This window comes from Pseudomonas sp. PVC-5-1, from assembly GCF_057444345.1.
The window spans coordinates 4,314,913-4,341,684 of record NZ_CM172024.1 but is presented as its reverse complement, the minus strand read 5'-3'; the positions used below and the strand labels follow the sequence as shown (position 1 = coordinate 4,341,684).

23 protein-coding genes and 1 pseudogene are annotated in these 26,772 nt (G+C 63.6%); 10 read left to right on the top strand and 14 right to left on the bottom strand.

Annotation, left to right across the window (positions count from 1 at the left end; genetic code table 11):
• Positions 1-5: 5 nt before the first annotated feature.
• Positions 6-1,367: a Na+/H+ antiporter NhaA gene (nhaA, locus tag AC2T3R_RS19850; protein ID WP_410953302.1), complete on the bottom strand. Its 1,362-nt coding sequence runs from the start codon at positions 1,365-1,367 to the stop codon at positions 6-8.
• Positions 1,368-1,528: 161 nt separating this feature from the next.
• Positions 1,529-2,983, bottom strand: a pseudogene (locus AC2T3R_RS19845) (TrkH family potassium uptake protein).
• Between the two features lie 220 nt (positions 2,984-3,203).
• Here AC2T3R_RS19845 and AC2T3R_RS19840 point away from each other — a divergent pair.
• Positions 3,204-3,395, top strand: coding sequence for a YhfL family protein (locus tag AC2T3R_RS19840; protein ID WP_003254720.1), 192 nt, complete (start codon positions 3,204-3,206; stop codon positions 3,393-3,395).
• Positions 3,396-3,547: 152 nt separating this feature from the next.
• Here AC2T3R_RS19840 and AC2T3R_RS19835 read toward each other — a convergent pair whose 3' ends face one another.
• Positions 3,548-4,600, bottom strand: a complete 1,053-nt coding sequence (locus AC2T3R_RS19835; RefSeq protein ID WP_410953303.1) for a proline racemase family protein — start codon at positions 4,598-4,600, stop codon at positions 3,548-3,550.
• Positions 4,601-5,004: 404 nt separating this feature from the next.
• Here AC2T3R_RS19835 and mqo point away from each other — a divergent pair, with 404 nt between their 5' ends.
• The 3 genes from mqo (at position 5,005) to AC2T3R_RS19820 (ending at position 8,165) form a co-directional block, all read left to right on the top strand.
• The gene (gene mqo, locus AC2T3R_RS19830; RefSeq protein ID WP_486744161.1) at positions 5,005-6,642 is read left to right on the top strand and encodes a malate dehydrogenase (quinone); all 1,638 of its coding nucleotides are present in this window, start codon (positions 5,005-5,007) and stop codon (positions 6,640-6,642) included.
• Positions 6,643-6,903: 261 nt separating this feature from the next.
• Positions 6,904-7,548, top strand: coding sequence for a hypothetical protein (locus AC2T3R_RS19825; RefSeq protein ID WP_410953304.1), 645 nt, complete (start codon positions 6,904-6,906; stop codon positions 7,546-7,548).
• Positions 7,548-8,165, top strand: a complete 618-nt coding sequence (locus AC2T3R_RS19820) for a helix-turn-helix transcriptional regulator (protein ID WP_486744160.1) — start codon at positions 7,548-7,550, stop codon at positions 8,163-8,165. The genes AC2T3R_RS19825 and AC2T3R_RS19820 overlap by 1 nt, the downstream gene beginning before the upstream one ends.
• 120 nt (positions 8,166-8,285) lie before the next feature.
• On the opposite strand, the gene AC2T3R_RS19815 is transcribed toward AC2T3R_RS19820, so the two are convergent.
• Positions 8,286-8,621: an ArsR/SmtB family transcription factor gene (locus tag AC2T3R_RS19815; protein WP_085590625.1), complete on the bottom strand. Its 336-nt coding sequence runs from the start codon at positions 8,619-8,621 to the stop codon at positions 8,286-8,288.
• A gap of 50 nt (positions 8,622-8,671) precedes the next feature.
• Here AC2T3R_RS19815 and xenA point away from each other — a divergent pair, with 50 nt between their 5' ends.
• Positions 8,672-9,763 (top strand): xenobiotic reductase XenA, encoded by a 1,092-nt coding sequence (gene xenA / locus AC2T3R_RS19810; RefSeq protein ID WP_015271369.1) that lies wholly within the window; start codon positions 8,672-8,674, stop codon positions 9,761-9,763.
• 133 nt (positions 9,764-9,896) lie between these two features.
• Here the strand turns inward: xenA and AC2T3R_RS19805 are convergent, their stop codons facing one another.
• The 5 genes from AC2T3R_RS19805 to AC2T3R_RS19785 all read right to left on the bottom strand — a co-directional run bounded on the left by AC2T3R_RS19805 (position 9,897) and on the right by AC2T3R_RS19785 (position 16,561).
• Entirely contained in the window at positions 9,897-11,144 is a 1,248-nt protein-coding gene (locus AC2T3R_RS19805) for an NAD(P)/FAD-dependent oxidoreductase (protein ID WP_486744159.1), read from the bottom strand.
• Positions 11,145-11,146: 2 nt separating this feature from the next.
• Positions 11,147-12,724, bottom strand: coding sequence for an aldehyde dehydrogenase (NADP(+)) (locus AC2T3R_RS19800; RefSeq protein WP_410953307.1), 1,578 nt, complete (start codon positions 12,722-12,724; stop codon positions 11,147-11,149).
• Positions 12,725-12,876: 152 nt separating this feature from the next.
• Complete coding sequence (locus AC2T3R_RS19795) at positions 12,877-13,824, bottom strand: dihydrodipicolinate synthase family protein (protein ID WP_486744158.1); 948 nt, start codon at positions 13,822-13,824, stop codon at positions 12,877-12,879.
• 45 nt (positions 13,825-13,869) lie between these two features.
• Positions 13,870-14,796, bottom strand: a complete 927-nt coding sequence (locus tag AC2T3R_RS19790) for a 4-hydroxyproline epimerase (protein WP_486744157.1) — start codon at positions 14,794-14,796, stop codon at positions 13,870-13,872.
• A gap of 148 nt (positions 14,797-14,944) precedes the next feature.
• Positions 14,945-16,561: an APC family permease gene (locus AC2T3R_RS19785; RefSeq protein ID WP_015271365.1), complete on the bottom strand. Its 1,617-nt coding sequence runs from the start codon at positions 16,559-16,561 to the stop codon at positions 14,945-14,947.
• A gap of 378 nt (positions 16,562-16,939) precedes the next feature.
• Between AC2T3R_RS19785 and AC2T3R_RS19780 the strand changes: the two genes are divergently transcribed.
• Positions 16,940-17,722 carry a PAS domain-containing protein gene (locus tag AC2T3R_RS19780; protein ID WP_486744156.1) on the top strand — a complete coding sequence of 261 codons (783 nt, stop codon included), beginning with the start codon at positions 16,940-16,942 and terminating at the stop codon, positions 17,720-17,722.
• Here AC2T3R_RS19780 and AC2T3R_RS19775 read toward each other — a convergent pair.
• Positions 17,710-18,597: a LysR family transcriptional regulator gene (locus AC2T3R_RS19775; protein WP_397461886.1), complete on the bottom strand. Its 888-nt coding sequence runs from the start codon at positions 18,595-18,597 to the stop codon at positions 17,710-17,712. The genes AC2T3R_RS19780 and AC2T3R_RS19775 overlap by 13 nt on opposite strands.
• Positions 18,598-18,737: 140 nt before the next feature.
• Between AC2T3R_RS19775 and moaB the strand changes: the two genes are divergently transcribed.
• Positions 18,738-19,277 (top strand): molybdenum cofactor biosynthesis protein B, encoded by a 540-nt coding sequence (moaB, locus tag AC2T3R_RS19770; protein ID WP_003259533.1) that lies wholly within the window; start codon positions 18,738-18,740, stop codon positions 19,275-19,277.
• A 130-nt stretch (positions 19,278-19,407) separates the two neighbouring features.
• Here moaB and AC2T3R_RS19765 read toward each other — a convergent pair whose 3' ends face one another.
• On the bottom strand, positions 19,408-20,307 hold the full coding sequence (locus AC2T3R_RS19765; RefSeq protein ID WP_015271362.1) for a bestrophin family protein: 900 nt from the start codon (positions 20,305-20,307) through the stop codon (positions 19,408-19,410).
• 20 nt (positions 20,308-20,327) lie between these two features.
• A complete protein-coding gene (gene moaA / locus AC2T3R_RS19760) occupies positions 20,328-21,332 on the bottom strand; it encodes a GTP 3',8-cyclase MoaA (RefSeq protein WP_039613983.1) in 1,005 nt (334 codons plus the stop codon).
• Positions 21,333-21,681: 349 nt separating this feature from the next.
• Between moaA and AC2T3R_RS19755 the strand changes: the two genes are divergently transcribed.
• On the top strand, positions 21,682-24,012 hold the full coding sequence (locus AC2T3R_RS19755) for an FdhF/YdeP family oxidoreductase (protein WP_486744155.1): 2,331 nt from the start codon (positions 21,682-21,684) through the stop codon (positions 24,010-24,012).
• A gap of 117 nt (positions 24,013-24,129) precedes the next feature.
• Here the strand turns inward: AC2T3R_RS19755 and AC2T3R_RS19750 are convergent, their stop codons facing one another.
• Entirely contained in the window at positions 24,130-24,591 is a 462-nt protein-coding gene (locus AC2T3R_RS19750) for an Lrp/AsnC family transcriptional regulator (protein WP_015271359.1), read from the bottom strand.
• A 92-nt stretch (positions 24,592-24,683) separates the two neighbouring features.
• Between AC2T3R_RS19750 and AC2T3R_RS19745 the strand changes: the two genes are divergently transcribed.
• Complete coding sequence (locus AC2T3R_RS19745) at positions 24,684-25,868, top strand: trans-sulfuration enzyme family protein (RefSeq protein WP_486744154.1); 1,185 nt, start codon at positions 24,684-24,686, stop codon at positions 25,866-25,868.
• Between the two features lie 146 nt (positions 25,869-26,014).
• Here the strand turns inward: AC2T3R_RS19745 and AC2T3R_RS19740 are convergent, their stop codons facing one another.
• Positions 26,015-26,254 (bottom strand): HP1242/YdcH family protein, encoded by a 240-nt coding sequence (locus AC2T3R_RS19740; RefSeq protein WP_054573758.1) that lies wholly within the window; start codon positions 26,252-26,254, stop codon positions 26,015-26,017.
• Between the two features lie 117 nt (positions 26,255-26,371).
• On the opposite strand from AC2T3R_RS19740, the gene AC2T3R_RS19735 reads away from it, so the two are divergent.
• A complete protein-coding gene (locus tag AC2T3R_RS19735) occupies positions 26,372-26,737 on the top strand; it encodes a 5-carboxymethyl-2-hydroxymuconate Delta-isomerase (protein WP_085665276.1) in 366 nt (121 codons plus the stop codon).
• Positions 26,738-26,772 lie beyond the last annotated feature (35 nt).

The following is a 26,772-nucleotide window of genomic DNA, read 5'->3' as shown; positions in this document are numbered from 1 at the left end:
ATTTTCTAGGTCATCGAACTTGCTTTGGTCATGGCAGATGCTTTACGGATGCTGTATGCACCCCAGGCCAGGCCAAGCAATGCTGCAATCACCGATGCCGAAAGCACGCCAAGTTTCGCCGCCCCCAGCGCGCCAGGATCGACGAAGGCGAGATTGGCAATGAAGATCGACATGGTGAAACCGATGCCGGCCAGCAGCCCGACCAAGGTGATGCTGCGCCAGCTCACCTCGGCGGGAAGCGCGCACCAGCCCAAGCGGACCATCAGCCAACTGACGCTGACGATGCCCAAGGGTTTGCCAACTACCAGAGCGACAGCGACGGCGATCATCACCCACTGCGGGGCCTCGGCTGACAAATCGACACCCGAAAGATTTACCCCGGCATTGGCCAAGGCAAACACCGGCATGATGCCGAAGGCTACCCAAGGGTGCAGGGTGCCTTGCATGCGCACCACTGGCGGCACCAGTTCGCGCTGGGCCAGGCGCAGGTGCTTCAACGGGTTCATGAGGTCGCTGACATCGCGCTCGGGCGCCCTGGCGCGCCCCAGCAGCTCTCCGGTGAATCGGCTGATTGCATCCAGTGGTCGCTCGCGCATCGGCATTGCGACCACTGGCGTCATCAGGCCCAGCACAACGCCTGCGAGGGTGGGGTGGGCTCCGGTCAACAGGATGCCCAGCCAGGTGACAAAGCCGGGAATGATGTACGCGTAGGCCGAACCCACTCCGATCTTCTGCAGCCCGATCACCATCAGCAGGCCGATCAGCGCAACGCCGAAACCGCTGTAATCGAGGCCGCCCGAGTAGAAGAACGCGATGATCAGTACTGCGATGATGTCATCGATGATGGCCAGGGCCAGCAGAAACACGCGGACGTTGGACGGGATCGACTTGCCGAGCAGCGCCAGTACACCTACCGCAAAGGCGATATCCGTAGCCGTCGGTACGGCCCAGCCTTGTTGTTCCGCCGCAGCGTGACCAAAACCCAGGTAGAAGAGCGCGGGTACGGCTACACCGCCAATGGCGGCTGCCATGGGCAGCATGGCCTGCCGAAGGCTGGACAGTGCGCCCTCGTGGATCTCGCGACGGATCTCCATGCCCACGACAAGGAAGAAGATGGTCATCAAGCCATCATTGATCCAGAAATGCAGCGACTGTGAATAGATCAGCGAACCCACGCCGATCGTCAACGGTGTGTGCCAAAGGGCGTCGTAGCTTTCGGCGGCCGGGGAGTTGGCCCAGATAAGCGCAGCAATAGCTGCAACCAGTAGAACGATGCCGCTGACCGCTTCAATGTGCAGAAAGCGTTCAAGGTTGGCGAAGGCACGCTCGGCCAATTCCTGGGCGCGAGACAATTCCTTTTTTTGCATAGGCGCAAGTACTCCCGCATGGCGGCCCGACCTGCGCTGTTCTTTAACCTGCCCCACTGCACCGTGCAGCTGGCACCCGTTCGGTAGTCTACCGAACAACCGCTACTCAAAGCTATGACGTGACCGTGAATGAGCGCGAAGATGGGCGGGTAACCTCTGGCCTAGAATCGCCAGAAAGCTGGAGAGACGAGTACCAGTACGGTCAGGATTTCGAGCCGTCCAAGCAGCATGCCGACAGTCAGCAGCCATTTGGCAGCGTCCGATAACGAGGCGAAATTACCTGCAGGACCGATAAGCGTTCCCAGCCCCGGGCCGACGTTGCACACGGCGGTAGCGGCCCCGCTCAATGCCGTTGTCCAGTCGAGCCCTAGCAGCGAGAGGCCAAGGGCGATGACCGCGATGGTGACTGAGAAGAAGAACGAAAACGTCAGCAGTGAGCGCACGATCTCTTCATCGATCGGGTGCCCATTGTATTTCTTCGAGATTGTTGCCCTTGGATGGATCAACTGTTTCAGGCTGCTGACAAGCAAGGCCGCGGCCACCTGGAAACGGAATATCTTCAGGCCTCCAGCGGTAGACCCCGAGCAGCCACCGACGAACGTCAGGTAAAAGAACAGCATGATGGCGAAGCTGCCCCAGAGCGTGTAGTCGCCCACGGCAATGCCCGTGGTGGTCACCACGGAGGTGACGTTGACCGCCACGATACGGAACGCATCCCACCATGACAGATCGCTGTGCAAGCAGAGCCAGGTTCCGACCGTGAGTCAGATGAAGACGAGAAAGCCAATGAAACCGCGGACTTGATGGTCATCGAGCAGGATGCGCCGATGGCCACGCAGCGTGGCCACATACAGGGTGAAAGGGAGGCTGCCGAGGATCATGATGACAACGGCTACCCAATGCACCGCAGGCTGCACCCAGTGGCCCAGCGAGGCATCGGAGGTAGAGAAACCACCGGTTGAAATCAGTGCCATCGAATGATTGATGGCTTCGAACGGGGTCATGCCGGCAGCCCACAACGCCCATGTTCCCAAGACTGTCAGGCCCACATAGATGATCAGGATCATCTTGGCCGCAACATGCGAGCGGGGTGTCACTTTGTCTGACCAATCCGAAGATTCGGTCTGGAACAGGCGCATGCCACCTACGCGCAGCAGGGGCAGGATCGCGACAGCCATGCCGATAAAGCCGATGCCTCCCAGCCAGTGCAGCAAAGACCGCCATATCAGCAACCCAGGCGATGCATTGTCCAGCCCGGTCAGTACCGTCGAGCCGGTGGTAGTGATCCCTGACATGGTTTCGAAGAACGCGTCCGTGTAACTGATGTGCCGGATGAACACCATCGGCAAGGCCGCAAATGCGCAAACGATGACCCAGCTTGCCGTTGTAAGCAGGTACATGTCCCTGGCGCGCAGTTGCGGTGCGCCGGGAGCGCCTCGGGCCACCATGACCAGGCCTGCGCAGAGCACGATAAGGCTTGACTAGACGAAAGCGCCGAGATCATCGCTGCGGTCGTACAGCAGCAGTGTCAGCATCGGGATTACCATGCTGACGGCCAAGGTGATCAGGAATACACCAATAATGAAGGCTATGAAGCGCAACGCTGGAAGCGGCATTAGTTGAGCTCGTGCGGACAATGCCGGCAGTATTGCCTGCCGTACAGCAATGTCGAGTAAAAAAGCCGTAATGTCTTAGGACAGTTCATACAGAGCCACTCGATTGTTGCACAGGTGCAACTAGCCAGTGCACCTTGCGGCTTGGATCCAATGCCAGGGTTCTGTATCATCCCGCCGCCATCAGACGATGGCCGAAGATGATTCATTTAAAGGACTTAGTATGAAAAAGCTGTTCAAGGCTACTGTAGCCGTTGCTGTCGTTTCGGGTGTTGCCCTGCTGTCGGGTTGCACTGGCCAGGTTTACAACCAGCCAAAAAACTGCACCTACGACTACCTGTTCCACCCTTCGGTTTCCATCTCCAAGATCATCGGTGGCTGCGGCCCGATCGATAAACTGCCTCAGCAGCAGTAATCTTGGCGGTACCCTGATCGCGACGCTTGCGGCGTGATCCAAGGCCCCCGGTCATGTACATGGCCGGGGGTTTTTGTTTGTGGCCACTTCAGATGCAGTTCTTGCCAGAAGGCCCGGCTCGCGGATACCAGTGCATTGAACGCTGCCTGGGCTCAGGCCCAGATATCACCGATGGTAAACCCTTCGGGGAACGGGTCGTCGTGGTCGAGCACGAAGGTGTTCAGGCCGTAGATCCAGCTTTTGCCGGTGATGGTTGGTACCACGGCCTCGTTGCCGCCGATGCTGGTTTCATCGATCAGGCGGCCGGTGTAGATGTTGCCGAGCAGGCCCTGATGGCGGAAGTCCTGGTGCAATGGCAGCTCGCCCTTGGCGTGCAGGGTGGCCATCTTCGCCGAGGTGCCGGTACCGCACGGGGAGCGGTCCAGCGCCCCGGTCCAGGTGGCCGGGTCGTCCCACGAGAACTCGCCGCAGGTCATGGTCACCGCGTTCTTCCAGTCGGCGTTGGGGTCTTCGCTGGGGCCGGACAGCTGCGAGATGGTAATGCCGATGCCCGGGTAGTCGGGGTGTGCCACCGGCAGTTGCTCGATAGCCGCCTGGCGGATCATCGACGATACCCGGGCGATTTCGGCGCCGTGCTGCGGGATCAGTTGCAGGCCTTTGAACTGGCGCACGTCGGCGATCACATAGAACATGCCGCCCCAGCCCACGTCCACGCGCACCTTGCCCAAGTGCGGTACGTCGATTTCGGCATCCAAGTGTGCGGCGAACGCCGGTACGTTCTGGAAGGTGACGGCCTTGACCTTGCCGCCCTCGCATCGGGCCTTGATACCGATCAGCCCGGCCGGGGCCTCCAGCACCAGCTCGGTGAGCGGCTCCTGCATCGGCAGCATGCCCATCTCCAAAAGCACGGTGGCCACCGAGATGGTATTGCTGCCGGACATCACCGGGTACTCGATCTGCTCCATGATGATGTAGCCGGCGTCGGCCTCGGGGTGGCTTGGCGGGACGATGATGTTGCAGCAGTGCGCCGGATAGCCGCGCGGTTCACGCAGCATCAGCTTGCGCAACTGATCGTCGTTGGTTTCGAGCCATTTCATCTTGGCGTGTACGCTGTCACCGGGGATGTGCGGTACGCCGCCTGTGATGACGCGCATGGGGATGCCGGCGTGGGTGTCGACGGCGTGGATGGTGCGTTTGAATGACATATGGGCGGCCCTGTTCTGATCGGATTGAGGCGGGGTCTGGGGCGCAGGATAAAGCGGTGGGGCGGGGCTGTAAGTCGAATAAATCCGATCGGGTGACCGGTTTTTTGAATGGCATTTGCGCAGGCCTGTGCCGGCCCTTTCGCGGGCAAGCCCGCTCCCACACGGGCGCACAGGCCTGAGACAACCCGCCACCTTGACTCCCGGGCCGGCAATTTGTTTGTGCTGGCATTTAAGTTACAATCGGAAAAACGATTCAGTCTTGTCGGTCAATTCGACAAAAGGCCGAGTCGTTTTCTGGTTCTCTGGCTGCTGAACAATGATCAACAACAAGCCTGCGCTGCAGAACATGCTTTACCTGGGCCAGCCACAGGCCCGCCCTCTGTTCTCCTGACTGGAATCGATCAATGTTCAAGAAAGCTGGCAAGACCTTGCTGGGTCTGGCTGTCGCTGCAAGCGTCATGCAAGCGCACGCCGCAGAAACCAAGAAAGTAGATGTGCTGCTGGTCGGCGGCGGCATCATGAGCTCGACCCTGGCCGTGTGGCTGCACGAGCTGGAGCCAAGCTGGTCGATGGAAATGGTCGAACGACTGGATGGCGTGGCCGAAGAAAGCTCCAACGGCTGGAACAACGCCGGTACCGGCCACTCCGCGCTGGCCGAGCTGAACTACACCCCGGAAGACAAGGACGGCAACGTCAACATCGCCAAGGCCATCGAAATCAACGAGGCCTTCCAGATCTCCCGCCAGTTCTGGTCGTGGCAGGTCCGCCAGGGCGTGCTGAAGAACCCGCACTCGTTCATCAACACCACGCCGCACATGAGCTTCGTGTGGGGCGATGACAACATCAAGTTCCTGAAAAAGCGTTATGACGCGCTGCAGGCCAGCCCGCTGTTCCGCCCGATGCAGTACTCCGAGGACCACGCGCAGATCGCCAAGTGGGTCCCGCTGATGATGGAAGGCCGCGACCCGAACCAGAAGCTGGCCGTGACCTGGACGCCAATCGGCACCGACGTCAACTTCGGCGAGATCACCCGCCAGTTCGTCGGCCACCTGAAAACCCAGGAAAACTTCGACCTGAAGCTGTCCAGCGAAGTGCAGGACATCACCCGCAACAAGGACGGCTCGTGGCACGTTGAGTACAAGAACCTGAAGGACGGTAGCGAATCGGCTACCGACGCCAAGTTCCTGTTCATCGGTGCCGGTGGCGGCGCGCTGAAGCTGCTGCAGAAGTCGGGCATTCCTGAAGCCAAGGAATACGCAGGCTTCCCGGTGGGTGGCTCGTTCCTGGTGACCGAGAACCCGACTGTTGCCATGCAGCACATGGCCAAGGCCTACGGCATCGCCTCGACCGGCGCGCCACCCATGTCGGTTCCGCACCTGGACACCCGCGTGCTGGATGGCAAGCGCGTGATCCTGTTCGGCCCATTCGCCACCTTCTCGACCAAGTTCCTGAAGAACGGCTCGTACCTGGACCTGCTGAGCAGCACCACCACCCACAACGTGTGGCCGATGACCAAGGTCGGCATCGAGCAGTACCCGCTGGTGGAATACCTCGCTGGCCAGCTGATGCTGTCTGACGACGACCGCTTCGAAGCCCTGCGTACCTACTTCCCGAACGCCAAGAAGGAAGACTGGCGCCTGTGGCAGGCCGGTCAGCGCGTGCAGATCATCAAGCGTGATGCCGAGAAGGGTGGCGTGCTGAAGCTGGGCACCGAGGTGGTCGCTTCGCAAGACCGCACCATTGCCGGCCTGCTGGGTGCATCGCCAGGTGCTTCGACTGCTGCACCGATCATGCTGAACGTGCTGGAAACCGTGTTCAAGGAGAAGGTCGCTACCCCAGAGTGGCAGGCCAAGATCAAGCAGATCGTGCCAAGCTACGGCACCAAGCTGAACGACTCGGCGGCGGCCACCCAGAAAGAGTGGAACTACACCGCTGAAGTGCTGCAGCTGGAGAAACCACCGGTAATCGACGAGAGCGTCGGCACTACGGTTGCACCTAGCCAGCCGGTTGAAAGCAAGCCTGAGAATGACATGGCACTGTAATCGGCCATTGTTGTGACAGAAGCCACGGGGGAGACCTCGTGGCTTTTTTGTTGCCTGTACCGGCCCTTTCGCGGGCTTGCCCGCTCCCACAGGTACATCACAGTTCTCGAAAGCTGTGGTGTACCTGTGGGAGCGGGCAAGCCCGCGAAGAGGCCGGTACAGGAGAACCACTGATCTGAAATCTGGGCTGAACCTAATAAAAACATATTTTGATGCTTAAATTAATCTTGTCAGTCGATCCCCCTCCAGGAGGGTGCCGTCATGAACATCAAGATTGCCGCCTTACTGCTGCTCGCCCTGTGCGCCCAGCCGGCATGGAGCCAAAGCTACTCCTACTCCAGCGAAACCCCTGCCGCCAAACCTGCCGAATCTGCTGCTATGACCACACGCATGGCCCTGCGCGACCTGTGGGTCGAGCACATCTTCTGGGTGCGCAACTATGCCGTGGCCAATCAAGCCGGCAATGCCAAGGAGGCCGAAGTCGCTGCCAAGGAAGTGGTCACCGACGCCACCAGGATCGCCAACAGTTTTGCCCCGCTGTACGGCCAGCCTGCCGCCGATCAGTTGCTGAAGCTGCTGGCCGGCCACTGGGGCGCCATCAAGCACTACAGCGACGCCACCGTGGCCAAGGACAAAAAAGGCCAGCAAGCCGCGGTCAACGAGCTGACCAGCAATGCCAAGGCCATCGCCGCGTTTCTGGCCAAGGCCAACCCGAACCTGCCCGAGCCGACCCTGCTGACGCTGCTCAGCGCCCACGGCGGGCACCACGTGGCCCAGATCGACCAGTTGGCGGCCGCTGACTATGTAGGCGAGGCGCGCACCTGGGCGATGATGCGCGAGCATATTCTGACCCTGTCCGATGCTCTGGCTGCGGCGTTGGTCAAACAGTTCCCGGACAAATTCTGATGCTCGAAGGCCTGGGCCGTACCCAACAGGACCTGCTCCATGCGTTGCTGCTCCAGCCGGCCGGCATGAGCATCGACGACCTGGCGCAGGCCCTGGAAATCACCCGCACGGCGGTGCGCCAGCACCTGGCAGCACTGGAGCGCGACGGCCTGGTCAAGCGTGGCGCTACCCGGCCCACCGGGCGCCGCCCGGAGCAGCTGCACGAGCTGACCGAACAGGCCCGCGAACTGTTCCCGCGGCAGTACCCGTTGCTGGCCAACCTGCTGATTGCGGAAGTGGCCGGCTTGCTGGGGCAGGAGGCGTTGCTGGCGCTGATGCGCCAGCTGGGGCGCAAGCTGGCGGCGGACCTGGAGCACCAAGTGGTGGATGAGGCACGCATCGTCGAGCACATGAACAATGCCGGGTACGAGGCACAGGTGTTCTTCCGCTCGGGGGGCGAGCCGCAGATCGTTGCGCACAATTGCGTGTTCCATCACCTGGCCAAGGCGCACCCGGTGGTGTGTGAGCTGGACCTGGCGCTGATCGGGGCCTTGGGTGGGGCCGAGGTGAGCCATGAGGAGTGCATGCTCAGGGGAGGGCAGGTATGCCGGTTTGCCCTGGGCAAGAAAGAGAACTGATGTTGCCTGTTCTAGCCCTATCGCCGGCAAGCCAGCTCCCACAGGTACTCCACAGTTCCTGAGACCTGTGGAGTACCTGTGGGAGCTGGCTTGCCGGCGATAGGGCCGGGGCAGGAAAAATCAGCTCTGCCGCAGAATGCAGTCCAGCAGCCCGGGAAACCGCTCCCCCAGCATCTCGCTACGCAACGAATTCATATGGGTAGTCCCCACATTGCGGGTATGCACCAACCCCGCATCACGCAGCACGCGAAAATGGTGGGACATGCTCGACTTCGGCCGGCCGCCGTCCAGCTCGCCACAGCTGGCTTCGGCCACGCCCGCCAGGTGGCGCACGATACCCAGACGCACCGGGTCGCTCAGGGCATAGAGCAGGCGTTCCAGGGTGAGGTCTTCAGAATTGGGATGTTGATAGGCTCGCATGGTCGTCATGATAACGGGGCTATCATTAATTGCCATAGTTCGATTATGATCGAACTATCGTAATCAGATAGCCCGGGAGCTTGCCCATGTCCGCTTTGTTCGAACCGTATACCCTCAAGGACGTCACCCTGCGCAACCGCATTGCCATTCCACCGATGTGCCAATACATGGCCGAGGACGGCATGATCAACGACTGGCACCACGTGCACCTGGCCGGCCTGGCCCGTGGCGGTGCCGGCTTGCTGGTGGTGGAGGCCACTGCCGTGGCACCGGAAGGGCGCATCACCCCCGGTTGCGCCGGCATCTGGAGCGATGCCCACGCCCAGGCTTTCGTGCCGGTGGTGCAGGCAATCAAGGCCGCCGGTTCCGTGCCAGGTATCCAGATTGCCCACGCTGGGCGCAAGGCCAGCGCCAACCGCCCGTGGGAAGGTGACGACCACATTGCCGCCGACGACGCCCGCGGCTGGGAAACCATTGCCCCGTCCGCCATCGCCTTCGGCGCGCACCTGCCACAAGTGCCGCGCGAGATGACCCTGGACGACATTGCCCGGGTCAAACAGGACTTCGTCGATGCCGCCCGCCGTGCGCGCGATGCCGGTTTCGAGTGGATCGAACTGCACTTTGCCCATGGCTACCTGGGCCAGAGCTTCTTCTCCGAACACTCCAACAAGCGTACCGACGCCTACGGTGGCAGCTTCGACAACCGCAGCCGCTTCCTGCTGGAAACTTTGGCAGCGGTACGTGAGGTATGGCCAGAGAACCTGCCCCTGACCGCGCGTTTTGGTGTGCTGGAGTACGACGGCCGGGATGAGCAGACGCTGGAAGAGTCGATCGAACTGGCGCGCCGTTTCAAGGCTGGCGGCCTCGACCTGCTGAGCGTGAGTGTCGGCTTCACCATTCCCGACACCAATATCCCGTGGGGCCCGGCGTTCATGGGGCCGATTGCCGAGCGCGTGCGCCGTGAGGCGAAGCTGCCGGTGACCTCGGCGTGGGGTTTTGGTACGCCGCAACTGGCGGAAGCAGCGCTGCAAGCCAATCAGCTGGACCTGGTATCGGTAGGGCGTGCGCACCTGGCAGACCCGCACTGGGCTTACTTTGCGGCCAAGGAGTTGGGGGTGGAGAAAGCCTCCTGGACCTTGCCTGCACCGTATGCGCACTGGCTCGAGCGTTATCGCTGAGGCATGAAGGGGCTGCTTTGCAGCCCAATCGCCGGCAAGCCAGCTCCCACAGGTACCGCACAGGGCTTGAGGTCTATGCGATCGAGGTGGGAGCTGGCTTGCCGGCGAATGGGCCGCAAGGCGGCCCCCGAATCTAGAACCGATCCAACCGGTAAGCCCCCATCTCCGGTCCACCGGCCCGCTCGGCCAACCGCCCCACCCATTCCGCTGTCACCGCCGCCTGGGTCAAACCCAGGTGCTGATGCCCGAATGCCAACAAAACCCGTCCATCACACACCCGGTCGATCACCGGTAACGAATCTGGCAACGAAGGCCGGAAGCCCATCCAAGGCGTCGCTCCCTCAACACTCAGGTCCCTCCTGAACAACCCTTTGCTCAGCCGGTGCAACTGCCAAGCCCGCTGCATGCTCGGCGGCGCGTCCAGCCCGGCGAACTCCACCGTGCCGGCCAGGCGCAGGCCCTCGGCCATGGGCGTCATGATGAACTTGCGCTCCAGCGATGTGACTGCAAACGGCAAACGCTGATGCTCGCCAGGCAACATCAGGTGGTAGCCGCGCTCGGTGTCCAGCGGCACCTGCTTGCCGGTCAGTGTGGCGGTCAACCGCGCGGAATGCGCACCACAACTGATCAGCACCTGGCGGGCATCGAGCGTGCCCTGATCGCTGGCCAGGCTGACCCCGCCGCTGTGCAGCCGCCCGCCATCGACTTGTGCCTGGACAAAACGCACGCCATTGGCCTTGGCCGCTTCGAACAGTTCGCACACCACCCGGTAGGGGTCGATGAAGTGCCCGGTACGCGGGAAGAACAGCCCACCCTGCAACGACGGGCTCAGTTGCGGCGCCGCCTCGCGCACGGTGTCGCCCGACCAGAAGTCCACCGCCACCGCCTGCTGTTGCATGCGTGCGCGCAAGGCCTCCAGGGCCTGGCGCGACTCCGGCCGCTCGAACACCAGCAACGAGCCATCTTCCTGGAACAGCTCGCTGCGCCCGATCGAACCCAGCAGCCGCTGCCAGGCACCCAGGCTGCCTTCGTTCAACGTGCGGATGCCGGCCACGCTGCGCTGAAACGGGCCCGGGCGCAGGTTGAGCAGCAGGCGGGTGAACCACGGCATGGCCTTGGGCAGGTACTTCCAGTCCAGGCGCAGCGGGCCCATCGGGTCCAGCAGCATGCGCGGCAGGCGTTTGAGAATCGACAGGTCGGCAATCGGGAATACCTGCTCGGTGGCCAGGTGCCCGGCGTTGCCGTAGGACGCGCCCTGGCCGGGTGCCTGGCGGTCCACCAGGGTTACCCGGCGGCCCTGGCGGGCTAGTTGCAGGGCACAGGCGACGCCGACAATGCCGGCGCCGACCACGGCGATATCGGTTTCAGCGGTTTCGACCATGCTCAGCCTTCCCGTTTACCGTCGAGCAGGCGCCGCAGTTGCAGCGGGTTGCCGTGTTTCAGTGCCTGCGGCAGCAGGGCATCGGGGAAGTCCTGGTAGCACACCGGGCGCAGGAAGCGCAGGATCGCCGCCGTGCCCACCGAAGTGGTGCGGGCATCGGAGGTGGCCGGGAACGGCCCGCCGTGGACCATCGCGTCGCATACCTCTACACCGGTCGGCCAGCCATTGACCAGGATGCGGCCAGCCTTGCGCTCAAGGGTCGGCAGCAGGGCGCGGGCGCTGTCGATGTCGGCATCGTCCAGTTGCAGGGTGGCGGTCAGTTGGCCTTCCAGATGCTCGGCCACCTGGCGCACTTGCTCATCGTTGGCGCAGGCCACCACCAGCGACGCCGCGCCGAAGACTTCGGCCTGCAACGCCGGGTCGGCGAGGAACGCTTCGGCCTGGGTCACGAACAGCTGCGCCTGGCACTGGTTGGGGCCTTGCCCGGCCTGGCCACTGGCGGCGGCTTGGGCATTGGCGTTTGCGGCCAGGGCGCCGACACCGGCCTGGTAGGCACTAAAGATGCCCGGGGTGAGCATGGTCTGCGCCGCAGCCTTGCGCACGTGTTCGCTGGCGGCGTCGATGAAACGCTGCAACGCCGGCCCTTGACGGGCAATCACCAGGCCGGGGTTGGTGCAGAACTGGCCGGCACCCTGGGTCAGCGAGGCGACGAAGCCTTGTGCCAGTGCCTCGGCGCGGGTCTGCAGGGCGGTGTCGAACAGGAACACCGGGTTGATCGAGCTCATTTCGGCGTACACGGGGATTGGCTCGCGGCGGGCCTGGGCCGCCTGGCACAGCGCAATGCCACCGCTGCGCGAGCCGGTAAAGCCAACGGCCTTGATGTGCGGGTCGCTGACCAGCGCAATGCCCACTTCACGACCGGAGCCGTACAACAGCGAAAACACACCGGCCGGCAAGCCGCACTGCTTCACGGCCTTTGCCACTGCCTGGCCGACCAGTTCGCTGGTGCCCGGGTGGGCGCCGTGGGCCTTGACCACCACCGGGCAACCGGCGGCCAGGGCCGAGGCGGTGTCGCCACCGGCCACCGAGAAGGCCAAAGGGAAATTGCTGGCGCCGAATACCGCCACTGGCCCCAGGGCCACCTGGCGCTGGCGCAGGTCGGCACGCGGCAGGGGCTGGCGCTCAGGCAGGGCATTGTCGACCCGCACGTCCAGCCATTCGCCAGCCCGCACCACACGGGCGAAGGTGCGCAACTGGGTGCAGGTGCGGCCACGTTCGCCCTGGATGCGCGCCTTTGGCAGGCCGCTTTCGGCCACGGCGCGATCGATCAGGGCATCACCCAGCGCTTCGATCTGCGTGGCGATGGTTTCGAGGAATTGTGCCCGTTGCTCGAGCGAGGTTTCGCGGTAGGCATCGAACGCCGCCCAGGCCAGGGCGCAGGCCTGGGCCACGTGTTCGCCGGTGCCGCCGAGGTAGGCCGGTTCCAGTGTCTGGCCGGTGGCCGGGTCGATGCCACGGATGGCTTCGCGGCTGCCGGTTACCGGCGTCTGGCCGATCAGCAGGTTGCCTGTGAGGGTCATGGAGCCTCCTTTGGAAATTACATGCAGTTGCAAGGGTGTACTACTTACCCTGTGGGAGCGGGCGAGCCCGCGAACACCGGCAAAGCCGGTGCCAGGCACCGAGTCGCCTGCTTCGCGGGCATGCCCGCTCCCACAGAGAAAGCAGTGGCTGCTTAGGCGATGTTCTGCTCAGCCGACCAGCTGGCGTACCAGCTGCGGAACAGCGCGTACTGCTGCTCGGCATAGTTGCGCTGGGCGTCGGTCAGCACGTCGGTCTCGTTGAAGTGCAGGCTGTATTCGCTGTCACCGTTCAGCACCATCAGGTGCTTGTAGTAGAGCACCAGGTCGCAGCCTTCATCGAACGACGACAGCACCGCCAGCGCCGCCTCCAGTTCACGCGCCAGGCGGCGGGCCTTGGCATCACCCTTGGCCGCCTGCTTGCTCAGGCTCACCAGGTGCAGCACCTCACGCGGCAGGGCGTTGCCGATGCCGGTGATGGCGCCGGTGGCGTTGCAGTTGACGAAGCCATGTACCACCTGGGTGTCGACGCCGACCATCAGGGTCACGTCGTCATCCTTGGAGGTGATGTGCTCGGCGGCGTAGCGCAGGTCGGCGCCACCGCCGAACTCCTTGAAGCCGATCAGGTTGGGGAACTCGCTGCGCAGTTCGAAGAACAGGTCGGCGCGGGTGGCGAAGCCATAGTAGGGGCTGTTGTAGATCACCGCCGGCAGCTTCGGTGCGGCTGCCAGGATGGCCGAGAAGTGGTGCTTCTGGGCAATCAGCGAGGCGCCGCGGCTGAGCACGCGGGGGATGACCATCAGGCCGGCGGCACCAACCTTGGCCGCGTGGGCGGCGTGGGATACTGCTTCACGGGTGTTCACCGCGCCGGTGCCGACGATGGTCGGGATGCCGGCGGCCACCAGGCGCGCCACGCCTTCCTGGCGCTCTGCTTCGGTCAGCAGCGGCCAGTCGCCCATCGAGCCGCAGTACACCACGGCGCTCATACCGGCCTCGATCAGTTCGCGGCCCTTGCGCACCAGGGCGTTGAAGTCCGGCTTGCGCTCGGCGGTGCAGGGGGTCATCAGGGCGGGCATGGTGCCGGTGAAGATGTTGTTGGTCATTGTTGTCACTCCTCGCGATATTCGTTTTTTTGGAAAAAGCCGGGGTCAGATGCCCCAGGCGAACGGGTCCTGTTCGTCGATCAGCAGGGTGCTGTCGGCGGTCATGTAGGCGCGGCCGGTGATGAACGGGCGAATGCGTTCGCCGTCGCGCTCGTAGCGGCCCTGGAACTGGCTGCCGGTGATACTGGCCTGTACCCAGGTCTGGCCTTCGTCGAGCTTGCCGTCGGCGGCCAGGCAGGCCAGCTTGGCGCTGGTGCCCGTGCCGCAGGGCGAGCGGTCGTAGGCCTTGCCGGGACACATCACGAAGTTGCGGCTGTCGGCGTTGGCGTCGTCGGCGAACAGTTCGACGTGGTCGATGGGGGCACCGTTTTCACCGGTGATGCCCTGGGCTTCGAGGGCCTTGAGCATCGCCCAGGTGTATTCGGTCAGCGCCTCGCGGTTGCCCAGCTCGATGCGCTGGCCGTGTTCGGAGACGAGGAAAAACCAGTTGCCACCCCAGGCGATGTCGCCGCGCACCGGACCATGGCCGGGCATGTCCACCAGCACCTGCTGGCGGTAGCGGTAGGACGGCACGTTGCCGACGGTTATGGCGCCGTCTTCATGCAGGGTGGCGCTGACCTGGCCGACCGGGGTATCGATCTTGTGTACGCCCGGTGCGATCAGACCCAGGTGCTGCAGCGAGGCGACCAGGCCGATGGTGCCGTGCCCGCACATGTTCAGGTAGCCAGCATTGTTGAAGAAGATCACCCCGCACGTGGCGTCGGCCGATACCGGTGGGCAGTACAGTGCACCGACCAGCACATCGTTGCCGCGAGGCTCCAGCAGGCAGGCGCGGCGCCACTGGTCGTGCAGCTCGCGCAGCTCGTCGCGCTGCTCGGCCATGTTGCGGCCATGCAGTTGCGGGAAGCCTTTCATCACCAGGCGGGTCGGTTCCCCGCCGGTGTGCGAGTCGATGACGTGAATCTGTTTCATGAGCTTGTCCATTCTTTGATCAGCCAAGTCTTGTGCTGTTTGTGCGGGCCTCATCGCCGGCAAGCCAGCTCCCACAGGTATTGCATCGGCCTCTTGGGCAGCGCGGCCCCTGTGGGAGCCGGCTTGCCGGCGATAGGGCCAGTAGCCGTTACGGAGCCAGTGCAGCCGGGCGCTGGCCTACCAGAGGTTCATGGCTGGCTTCGCTTTCGTCCTCACCTTCCAGGCGCACCAGGTGGGCAGGCACGCCGGTGGCCGCGCCCCAGTAGTAGATGCCCAGCGCACAAGCGGCCACGACCACGGTGTCGAACGGGTGGCCGAGCACCCCCAGGCCGCCGAAGCTGCCCAGCCACGACAGCAGGATGGTCACCGCGTAGAAGCCGATCAGCCATGCCGACGAGCGCACTTGCTGGGCCAGCGACAGGTGCTGGGTCGGCACGAAGCGGCCGCACAGCAGGTAAAGCACGAACATCACGATCTGCAGGGCCAGCAGCCACGACACGGTCTTCCAGCCCGACCAGTACACGATCAGCGCGGCGATGATGAATGACAGCGGGCCGAGCACGCCCATGCCCTTGACCCGGAACGGGCGCGGCATGTCGGGGGCGTTGCGGCGCAGGGCGGCGACAGTGACCGGGGCCACGGCGTAGCTCAGTACCAGGGCGGCGGAAACCACGTTGATCAGCGCTTCCCAGGACGGGAACGGCAGGGTCCAGAACACCGACAGGCCAAAGGTCAGCCACAGCGCCGGGCGCGGGATGCCGGACTCGGCGTCGATACGGGTGAAGTACTTGAAGAAGGTGCCGGTCTGCGCCCAGCCATAGACCACGCGCGGGGTGGCGTTCATGTAGATGTTGCCGCAGCCGCTGGGCGAGATCACCGCGTCGGCCACCACCAGATAGGCCAGCCAGCCCACACCCAAAGCCAGGGCGATGTCGCGGTAGGGCAGGGCCAGTTCCTTGGTCACCGCGGCCCAGCCGTTGCTCAGCATTTCGGTCGGCACGCTGCCGAGGAAGGCCAGTTGCAGCAGGGCGTAGATCGCGGTGGACAGCAGTACCGAGAGGATCAGCGCGATGGGGATGGTGCGTTGCGGGTTCTTCACCTCGCTGGCCACCGAAATGATCGGCGTCAGGCCCAGGTAGGCGAAGATGATGCCACCGGCCGATACCGCCATTTCAACGCCGGACAGGCCGAACGGGGCAAAGCCCTGGACCTCGAAGTTTTCCGGTTTGAAGAAGGTGAACAGCACGCCGATCACCAGCAGCGGCACGATGAACTTGAACACACTGACCAGGTTGTTGGCCTTGGCGAAGGTTTTCACGCTGCGGTAGTTGAGGAAGAAGAACAGCCCCAGCAGGGCGAACTGCACCAGCCAGCCGAGCACGGTCGGGTCGCTGGAGCCGGCCTTGGTCAGCCCGGGGAACCAGGCGGCGGCGTATTGACGCGAAGCGACCACTTCGATGGCGATCAGGCTGGAAAAGGCGATCAGGGTGATAAAGCCCATCAAGTAGCCCAGCAGCGGGCCGTGGGAGTACACCGGGTAGCGCACCACGCCCCCGGCACGCGGCAGGGCAGCGCCCAGTTCGCAATAGACGATGCCCAGCAACAGTACGGCGAAGCCGCCAAGGAACCAGGACAGGATGCCGGCCGGGCCGGCGATGGCCGAGACGTGGCTGGCGGCGAACAGCCAGCCGGAGCCGAAGATGGCGCCTAGGCCGATGAAGGTGAGGTCCAGCAATGACAACTGTTTTTTGAATTTGCCTGACATGGGTTCGCCTTTTTGTTGGTTATTGGATAGGCAGGTCTGATGTCACGAGATGCGGCTTTTTGGGCCGCGCTCTTGTAGGACTTGGGGCGGCTTGCGTGGGGCATAGAGTGGACCGATCGGGGCGGCGGTTCTTGATGGTTTTCTGCAGGGGGGATGACGAAATCGGCACAGTTTCGAAAAAGCAGTGGTAGGAGGGAAGGGTGGGGGATAGGCTGTAAGCCTTAACGCATAAGGGTTGTAGACATTTACTTGCTGTGCCGGCCTCTTCGCGGGTGAACCCGCTCCTACAGGTATCTCCGCAGCTTTGAGGGCTGCGCAGTACCTGTAGGAGCGGGTTCACCCGCGAAGAGGCCGGCACAGCAAACCGAGAGAGAGCAGATGACCGACACTCCCCTGGCAACCCTGTACCAGTCCCTCGACCAGCACCGCCCCGCCAACCTCGAGGCCCTGCTCGCCGGTGTGTCCCTGCTGCTGCCGATCCTCGACGCCATCCCCAACGCCGCGATCTTCATCAAGGACCCGGCCGCCCGCTATGTGCTGGCCAACAACACCCTGGTCCAGCGCTGTGGCCTCAAGCGACTGCAACCGCTGCTGGGCAAGACCAGTGCCGAAGTGTTCCCGGCACAGCTGGGCCCCGGCTACACCGAGCAGGACCGTCGCGTTCTCAAGGAGGGTTTGGTGCTGGAAGACCAGCTGGAGCTGCATCTTTACGGCAGCCGCGAGCCTGGCTGGTGCCTGACCCACAAGCGCCCGCTGTACAACCAGTCCGGCGAGATCATCGGCCTGGTCGGCATCTCGGTCGACTTGCAGTCAGCCGCCGACAGCCACCCCGCCTACCAGCGCCTGGCGGCGGTGGACGAGCATATCCGTCGGCATTTCCACCAGCCGATCAGCATGGGCGAGCTGACCCGTATCGCCGGCATTTCCGTGGCCCAGCTGGAGCGCTACTGCAAGCGGGTGTTCCACCTCACGCCACGGCAGATGATCCACAAGGCACGCCTGGAGCACGCCCATCGTTTGCTGCATTCGGAACTGCCGATCACTGAAGTGGCGATGTGCTGCGGCTATACCGACCACAGCGCCTTCAGCCGCCAGTTCAAGCAACTGACCGGCTTCACCCCGCGGCAGTACCGCCAGGCAACCAGCGCTCAGTTGGCCTGAAACAGCGCCCGCGCCTCATCGAAGCACTGCTCGGCAATTGCCGAACGCGGTTCGCTGCGGCGCAGCAGCAGGCCGACCGGGCTGTGGATAGCGGCGTCGGCCACCGGCAGGATGCGCAGGTGCTCGCTCAGGTCTTCCAGCCCGCAGTCCAGTGGCATGACCGCACAGCACATGCCGGTGTTGATGGCCTGGATCAGCTGGAAGCTCGAGTCGCTTTCCAGTACCGCATTCGGCTCCAGGCCACGGCTGCGGAAGCTCAGGTCCAGCGACTGGCGGTAGTGCATGCCCTTGCTCAGCAGGCCGAGCGGAATGTCGCCCAGCTCGTCCCAGCGCAGGGTGTCGCTGGTGAACTGGAAGTGCCGGGTATCGTGCAGCAGGCCCATGGTGGTGGTGCCAAGTTCGATCACTTCAAAGAAGCTGGTGTTGACCTGGTCCAGGTAGCAGATGCCCAGGTCGAGCTGGTTGCGGCTGAGCCCGTCGATGACCTGTTCCGAGCTTAGCGAGCTGATCTGGAAGTGCAGTTCGGGGTATTTTTCACGCAGCGGCAGCAGCAGGTGCATGGGGTTGAAGCTGGCCAGCGGCACCGTGCCCAGGCGCAGGCTGCCGACCACCTGGCCGCGGCAACTGGCGGCTTCGGCCTGCAAGCCATCGTGCGCGGCGAGCAGGGTACGGGCCCAGGCCAGGATTCGCTCGCCCGCTTCGGTGAAGCCTTCGAAGCGCTGGCCGCGTTTGACCAACACCAGGTCCAGTTCGTCCTCCAGGTTGCGCAGGCGCATGGACAGCGTCGGCTGGGTGATATGGCATAGCGCCGCCGCCTGGCCGAAGTGGCGGGTCTGGTCGAGGGCGATGAGGAATTTGAGCTGCTTGATGTCCATGGAGGTGCCTGGTATCGGGTTATGCAGACCTTAACCCACGTCTGCGATAGATGTCATTGATGAGTCGGTACGCCATATCGATTGGACGCCCCCGGGCCATGCCTCTAGCGTGGCGGCAATGCCACTCGAGGAGCCCCACCGTGCGCGTCCAACCCGATGCGGTCTTCGTACCGCTCAACATCGCCGTGCTGACAGTCAGCGATACCCGTACCTACGACAACGACACTTCCGGTGAGCTGCTGGCCAGCCGCTCGGTTGAGATCGGCCACCGCCTGGTGGCGCGGGCGTTGCTCAAGGACGACCTTTACAAGATCCGCGCCCAGGTCGCCACCTGGATTGCCGACGAACAGGTGCAGGTGGTGCTGATCACCGGCGGTACCGGTTTTACCGGGCGTGACAGCACGCCGGAAGCGGTCGAGTGCCTGCTGGACAAGCGCATCGATGGCTTTGGCGAACTGTTCCGGGCCCTGTCGATTCTCGATATCGGCACCTCGACCGTGCAGAGCCGGGCGCTGGCCGGGCTGTCCAACCGCACGTTGGTGTGCTGCCTGCCGGGCTCCACCGGGGCCTGCCGTACGGCGTGGGAGGGCATCCTGGCGGAGCAGCTGGATGCGCGGCACCGGCCGTGCAACTTCGTCAAGCACCTGAAGCCGATCGAGGCCTGTGCAAGCCGGGGCTGATCTTTCGTCTGTCCTGGCCTCTTCGCGGGCTTGCCTGCTCCCACAGGTACTCCACAGGTCTTGAGGGCAGTGGTGACCCTGTGGGAGCGGGCAAGCCCGCGAAGAGGCCAGGACAGGCAACAACAATCGCTCAGCTCAATACATGGTCCACCGGCAACAACACCGGCGGTAGCTGTTGTTCCCCCAACCCCGCCAGCACATCGCGCTCCACTGTCCGCACCATGGCATCGGTCGGCAGGTCGTTCTCATCGCGCCCAAACGGGTCTTCCAGTTCGTTGCCAATCGCATCCAGCCCGAAGAACGTGTACCCCACGATGGTGGTGAACAGCGGCGCCAGCCAGCCCAGCGGCTCGGCCAGGGCAAACGGCAGCAACAGGCAGAAGATGTAGATGGTGCGGTGCAGCAACAGCGTGTAGGGGAACGGCAACGGCGTGCCCTTGATCCGCTCGCAGGTAGCCTGCACTTCGGTCAGCCCCACCAGCCGCTGCTCCAGCAGGCTGTAGCGCCAGTCACTGATCTGCTGCTGTGTTGCCAGCCGCGAGCAGTGCCCGCCGATTTCGCGCAGGATGGCGTCGCACACGTTGTGCGGGCTGATTGCATCGGGCCGGGCCAGCCAGGGCCGGGCGGCGGCCAGTTCGTCCTCGCTGCGCAGCCGAGCATTCAGTGCATGGGCAAAGCCGCACAGGCTGCGCAACAGTTCGGCACGCAGGGTTTCGTCGGTAATCACCAGGCTTTCGCGCACGAACGAACGGGTTTCGATGATCAGCTTGCCCCAGGCCTTGCGCCCCTCCCACCAGCGGTCATAGCAGGCGTTGTTGCGAAAACTCATGAAAATCGACAGTGACAGGCCCAGCAAGGTGAACGGGGTGGCGCTGACCGGGTAGAAAAACGCCGGGAAATGCCGCTCGACCAACACGATCAGCGCGGCCAGCAGGGTGATCGTCAGGCAACGCAGGGCGATGCGCTTGACGATCGAACCCTTGAGGGTGAACAGCACACGCAGCACATCGGGGGTGGGGTGGACGATCATGTAAATCCAGAGACGGCTGCCTAGCCGCCGGTCATGTTCATGAAACGCAGGATCTGCACGTCGCCACCGACTTCGAAATGATGGCGGTAGGGCTTGAGGTGCAAGGAATCACGAATGGCCTTTTCCAGGCGTTCGGGGTTGCCGGGGTGGGCGCGCAGCACCTGCTTCAGGTCCACCGAGTGTTCATTGCCCAGGCACAGCAGCAGGCGGCCTTCGACGGTGAGTCGCACGCGGTTGCAGGTGGCGCAGAAGTTGTGGCTGTGTGGCGAAATGAAGCCGACCCGAGTGTTGGCGGCTTCGGCCAGGCGCCAGTAGCGGGCGGGGCCCTGGGACGACTCGGTCGATTCGACCAATGTGAACTGCTCGGCCAGCAGCGCACGTACTTCGTCACTGGAGCAGAACGACTCGCCGCGTTCATGTTCGCTGATCACGCCCAAGGGCATTTCTTCGATGAAGGTGATGTCCAGTTCGCGGTCGATGGCAAAGCGCACCAGGTCGACCAGTTCGTGGTCGTTGCGGCCTTTGAGGACTACGCAGTTGAGCTTGGTGCGCTTGAAACCGGCCTGGCGGGCGGCGTCGATGCCGGCGATCACCTGGTGCAGGTCGCCGGTGCGGGTCAGTTGCTTGAAGCGCTCGGCGTCCAGGCTGTCGAGGCTGATGTTCAGGCGCGTGACACCTGCGTCGAACAGCGGCTGGGCCAGGCGCCCGAGTTGCGAGCCGTTGCTGGTCAGGCACAACTCGCGCAGGCCGGGCAGGGCGGCGATCCGCCCGCACAGGTCGACGATGCCCTGGCGCACCAGCGGCTCGCCGCCGGTCAGGCGGATCTTGCGGGTACCAAGGGCGACGAAGCGCTCGGCCACCTGGAGCAGTTCCTCGAGGCTGAGGATTTGCTGGCGCGGCAGGAACTGCATGTCTTCGGCCATGCAGTACACGCAACGGAAGTCGCAGCGGTCGGTGACCGACATCCGCAGGTAGTCGATTTTCCGGTTGAAGCCGTCGATCAGGGCCCGGCTGTTCTGTTCCACGTTCGCGCTCGAATGGGTAGGGACTCGATCCAAGCTATAACTTGGGCGCAGGGCCGTCAAATTGCTTTGTCCGACCGATTGATCGATGGTCTCTATCATGGCTGCAGGTCACGCATTTCAAAATGTTGACCGCGTCGCACCGTTCGCGTGCATGCCCGCTCCCACAGGGTTATCGCTGCTCTCGGGAACTGCACTGAACCTGTGGGAGCGGGCGCGCCCGCGAACGGGCTAACACCATTTCCGGCCCATGATCGAAACCGCCTATCACCCCGTAAGATCTTTCGATTGGACGGCTCTACCCCACGCTCCATAGGCTGAAAAAAAGCATCGAAGCGTGAGGATTCACCGCATGAGCCAGGACCAACATATCAGGGACTACAAAGGCGCCGCCGCCGGCTGGGGGGCGCTCAAGAGCGTGACCAAGAGCTGGCTGGGCAGCGACAATGCCTTCAAGAACCTGCGGGCCATGCTCAAGACCAACCAGAACGGCGGCTTCGACTGCCCCGGCTGCGCCTGGGGCGAGTCGCCGGAAAACGACATGGTCAAGTTCTGCGAGAACGGCGCCAAGGCAGTCAACTGGGAAGCCACCGGCCGCTCGGTGGACCCGGCATTCTTCGCCAGGTACAGCGTCAGCGCCCTGGCCGAGCAGACCGACTACTGGCTGGAGTACCAGGGCCGCCTGACTCACCCGATGCGCTACGACGCGGCCACCGACCACTATGTCGAAACCAGCTGGGAAGAAGCCTTTGCGCTGGTTGCGCAACACTTGCGCGCACTCGAATCGCCCGACCAGGCCGAGTTCTACACCTCGGGCCGGGCCAGCAACGAGGCGGCGTTCCTCTACCAGCTGTTCGTCCGCGCCTACGGCACCAACAACTTCCCCGACTGCTCGAACATGTGCCATGAAGCCAGCGGCGTGGGCATGTCGGAAACCCTCGGCGTGGGCAAGGGCACCGTGGTGTTCCACGACCTGGAGCTGGCCGACGCTATCTTCGTCATCGGCCAGAACCCCGGCACCAACCACCCGCGCATGCTCGAGCCGCTGCGTGAAGCGGTGAAGCGTGGTGCCCAGGTGGTCTGCTTCAACCCGCTCAAGGAGCGCGGCCTGGAGCGCTTCCAGCACCCGCAGCACCCGTTCGAGATGCTCAGCAATGGCTCCGAACCAACCAACACGGCCTACTTCCGCCCGGCCCTGGGCGGCGACATGGCAGTGATGCGCGGCATTGCCAAGTACCTGCTGCAGTGGGAACGCGAAGCCCAGGCCAATGGTGAACCGGCGGTGTTCGACCATGCCTTCATCGCCGAGCACACCAGTGGCATCGACGCATACCTGGAAACCGTGGATGCCACGCCCTGGGCGCACATCGTCGAGCAATCGGGCCTGACCCAGGCCGAGATCGAACTGGCCGCGCGCATGTACCGCAAGGCCGAACGGGTGATCATGTGCTGGGCCATGGGCGTCACCCAGCATCGCCACTCGGTGCCGACCGTTCAGGAAATCGTCAACCTGCAGCTGCTGCGCGGCAACGTCGGCAAGCCCGGCGCCGGCCTGTCACCGGTGCGTGGCCACAGCAACGTGCAGGGCGACCGCACCATGGGCATCGACGAGAAGCCCGGGTCGGCGCTGCTCGATGCCATCGAAAAACGCTTCCGGTTCCGCGTGCCGCGTGCCCACGGGCACAACGCCGTGCTGGCGATCAAGGCCATGGAAGAGGGGCGGGCCAAGGTGTTCATCGGCCTGGGCGGCAACTTTGCCCAGGCCACGCCGGATACGCCGCGCACCCATGCGGCCATGCGCAACTGCGCGCTGACCGTGCAGATTTCCACCAAGCTCAACCGCTCGCACCTGGTCACCGGCCGCGATGCGTTGATCCTGCCGTGCCTGGGCCGTACCGAAATCGACATGCAGGCCAGCGGGCCGCAAGGCGTGACCGTGGAGGACACCTTCAGCATGGTGCACATCTCCCACGGCCAGCTGCGCCCGCGCTCGCCGCACCTGCGCTCGGAGCCGTGGATCATCGCCGGCATGGCCCAGGCGACCCTGGGCAAGCAGCCGATCGACTGGGAATACGCTGTTGCCGACTACGGCCGCATCCGCAGCATGATTGCCGATGTGATCCCCGGCTTTGCCGCTTTCAACGAGCGCCTGCAGCACCCGGGCGGCTTCCACCTGGGCAACAATGCCGCCGACCGTACCTGGCGCACGGCCACAGGCAAGGCGCGCTTCAGCCCGCACCGGCTGCCGGAGCAACTGGTAAATGCCAAGGTGCTGGCGCGCGGTGACAAGCCCGACCTGATCCTGCAGACCCTGCGTTCGCATGATCAGTACAACACCACCCTGTATGGCCTGGACGACCGTTATCGCGGGGTGTTCGGCCTGCGTGAAGTGGTGTTCGTCAACGAGGTGGACATCCGTCGGATGGGCTTCGAGCCGGGCGAGCATGTGGACCTGGTGTCGCTGTGGGAGGATGGCGTGGAGCGGCGCGTGTCGGGCTTCCGCCTGGTGGCGTATGACGTGCCCGAAGGGCAGGCGGCGGCCTATTACCCGGAGACCAACCCGCTGGTGCCGCTGGAAAGCTATGGCGAGGGGACCTATACCCCGACCTCGAAGTTCGTGGCGATCAAGGTCGAGAAAGCCAAGGCGGGGAACCGGATTGCGGCGGTGCTTGCCGCGGATTGATCGGTTGCCTGTGCTGGCCTCTTCGCGGGCTTGCCCGCTCCCACAGGGACCCCACAGTTTTCAGCACCTGTGGTACTCCTGTGGGAGCGGGCAAGCCCGCGAAGAATCCAGCACCGATCAGGAACGGTTCACCGGGTAAGCCGTGGTGTATTTCATCTGCTCCATGGCAAAACTGGAAGTGATGTTCGACAGCCCATCAGTACTGGTGATCAGCTTTTTGTAAAACCGGTCATACGCCGCAATATCCCCCACCACCACCCGCAGCATGTAATCCCAGTCCCCCGACATGCGGTAGAACTCCATCACTTCCTCGAACCCGGTCACGGTCGCGGCAAACTGCTCCAGCCAGGCGCTGTCGTGGCGCTGGGTCTTGAGCTGGACGAACACCGTCAGCCCCAACCCCAGCCGTTCCGGGTCGAGCAGGGCGACACGGCCGACAATGTAGCCGTCTTCCTCCAGGCGCTTGACCCGCTTCCAGCACGGCGTGGTGGAGAGGTTGACGGCCTCGGCCAGGTCCTTGAGCGAGATCGAGGCGTCGCGCTGAAGCAGGGTGAGAATGTGCTGGTCGAAGCTGTCCATATCGCGCGTGGGCCGTGGAGAAAAATATTTCACAGATTACCCCAAGGCCAGAAGATTTGGGTTGTGCGATAGTTGCAGCTTTCACTCTGCCAATGGGCCTGACCATGTCCGACAAGCTGCGCAATTTCGCCACCCGTACCATTCACGCCGGTGAGCAGTTCAGCGTCGCCGATAACGCTATTTTCCCGGCGATCGTCACCGCCAGCTCGTTCACCAAGCGCAGCCTGGACGACAAACCGGAATACTCCTACAGCCGTGTCGGCAACCCCACCCGGCATGCCTATGAGACCTGTGTCGCCGCCCTGGAAGAGGGCGTTGGCGCGGTCGCCTGCGCCTCGGGCGTGAACGCCACCGCCACCGTGCTGGAGCTGCTGCCCAAGGATGCCCACGTCGTGGTGATGAACGGCGTGTACGGCGGTACCTTCCGCATCATGGAAGACTACCGCAGCCGCACCTCGGGCCTGACCACCACCTACGTCGACCTCAACGACCTCGAGGCGGTGGCCGCCGCCATCAAGCCGGAAACCCAGCTGATCTGGATCGAATCGCCGACCAACCCGTTGCTGCACCTGGTCGACATCAAGGCGGTGTGCGACCTGGCCAAGGCGCGGGGCATCCTCACCTGTATCGACAACACCTTCTGCTCGCCGTGGAACCAGCGCCCGATCACCCTGGGCGTGGACCTGGTGATGCACTCGGCCAGCAAGTACATCGGCGGCCACTCCGACCTCACCGGTGGCGTGGTGGTAGCTGCCAATGATGCGCTGTTGGCGCGCCTGCGCCGCATCAGCATGGCGATTGGCGCGGTGCAGGGGCCGTTCGACTGCTATCTGGCCCTGCGCGGTCTGAAGACCCTGGATGTGCGCATGGAGCGCCAGTGTGCCAATGCCCTGCAGGTGGCACGCTTCCTCGAAAGCCACGCGCAGATCGAGCAGGTGTATTACCCAGGGCTGGAAAGCCACTCGCAACATGAGTTGTGCAAACGGCAGATGCGCAGTGGCGGGGCGGTGGTGGCGATGAAGGTCAAGGGCGACCGGGCTGCGCTAAACCGCCTGGTGGAGGCGCTGCAGATCTTCGTGCTGGCCGACTCGCTGGGCGGGGTGGAAAGCATGATCAACCACTCCTGGAGCATGTCGCACTGCTCGCTGAGCCCGGAGCAGAAGGGCGTGATGGGGATCAGCGAGAACCTGCTGCGGTTGTCGGTGGGGATCGAGGATTACCGCGACCTGGTCGAGGACCTGGATGGGGCGTTGAAGGCTGCGGCTGCTGGCTCGTGATGATGCGGTTGTAGGAGCGGCCTTGTGTCGCGATGGGCTGCGCAGCAGCCCCAGAATCTATGTCTCTGTCGAGATTTTCGGGGCTGCTGCGCAGCCCATCGCGACACAAGGCCGCTCCTACAGGGGGCCGTGCAGGCCTGTGGTATCTATCTGGATTTGGGCGGATGAATGATCCGTTCGATCTTGTCCTTGATCAGCAAGCGCTCCTTGCGCAGGCGGTTGACGGTTTCGTCGTTGGTGCCGTTGCCTTCGGCAGCGACCACCTCTTTGTCTTTTGCGTTGTATTCCTTGTGCAGTGAGTGCAGCGTCTGGTCCTTGTCCATGAGCGCCTGGAATGCATCAGCGGTAACGTGCAGGTCAGCGAGCAGATCATGCGGAACTGGCATTTCTTCACCTCTGTCGGGGGTTGGCGGATGGTTCTGACCTTTGAGGATAGTCGTCTTTGCGCAGGTAGGGGACTGGGGTAGGCTGTCGCATCTCCCCCGTGACCCGGAACCTGCGCCATGCCTCACCTGAACCTCGAATACAGCGACAACCTGCGTGAGCTGAATGTCGACGTCCTGCTGCTGCGCCTGAACCATGCCCTGGTCGGCAGTGGCCAGTTCGCCGACGAGGCCGATATCAAAAGCCGCGCCGAAGCCTTCAAGCACTATCGGGTGGGCACTGCGCCCGGCGAGCGTGCCTTTGCCCATGTGCGCCTGGCCATCCTCAGCGGGCGCTCGCCCGAGGTCAAGACGCAATTGTCCACCAGCCTGCTCGACGTGTTGCGTGACGCCATCCCCGAGCAACCCGGGCTTGATATCCAGCTGTGCGTGGAAGTGCTGGACATCGACCGCGAGCCGTATGCCAAGGCACGCCTGCCAGGCTGAACAAGCGCTGAATGAACTTCTTTTAATGTAGAAAA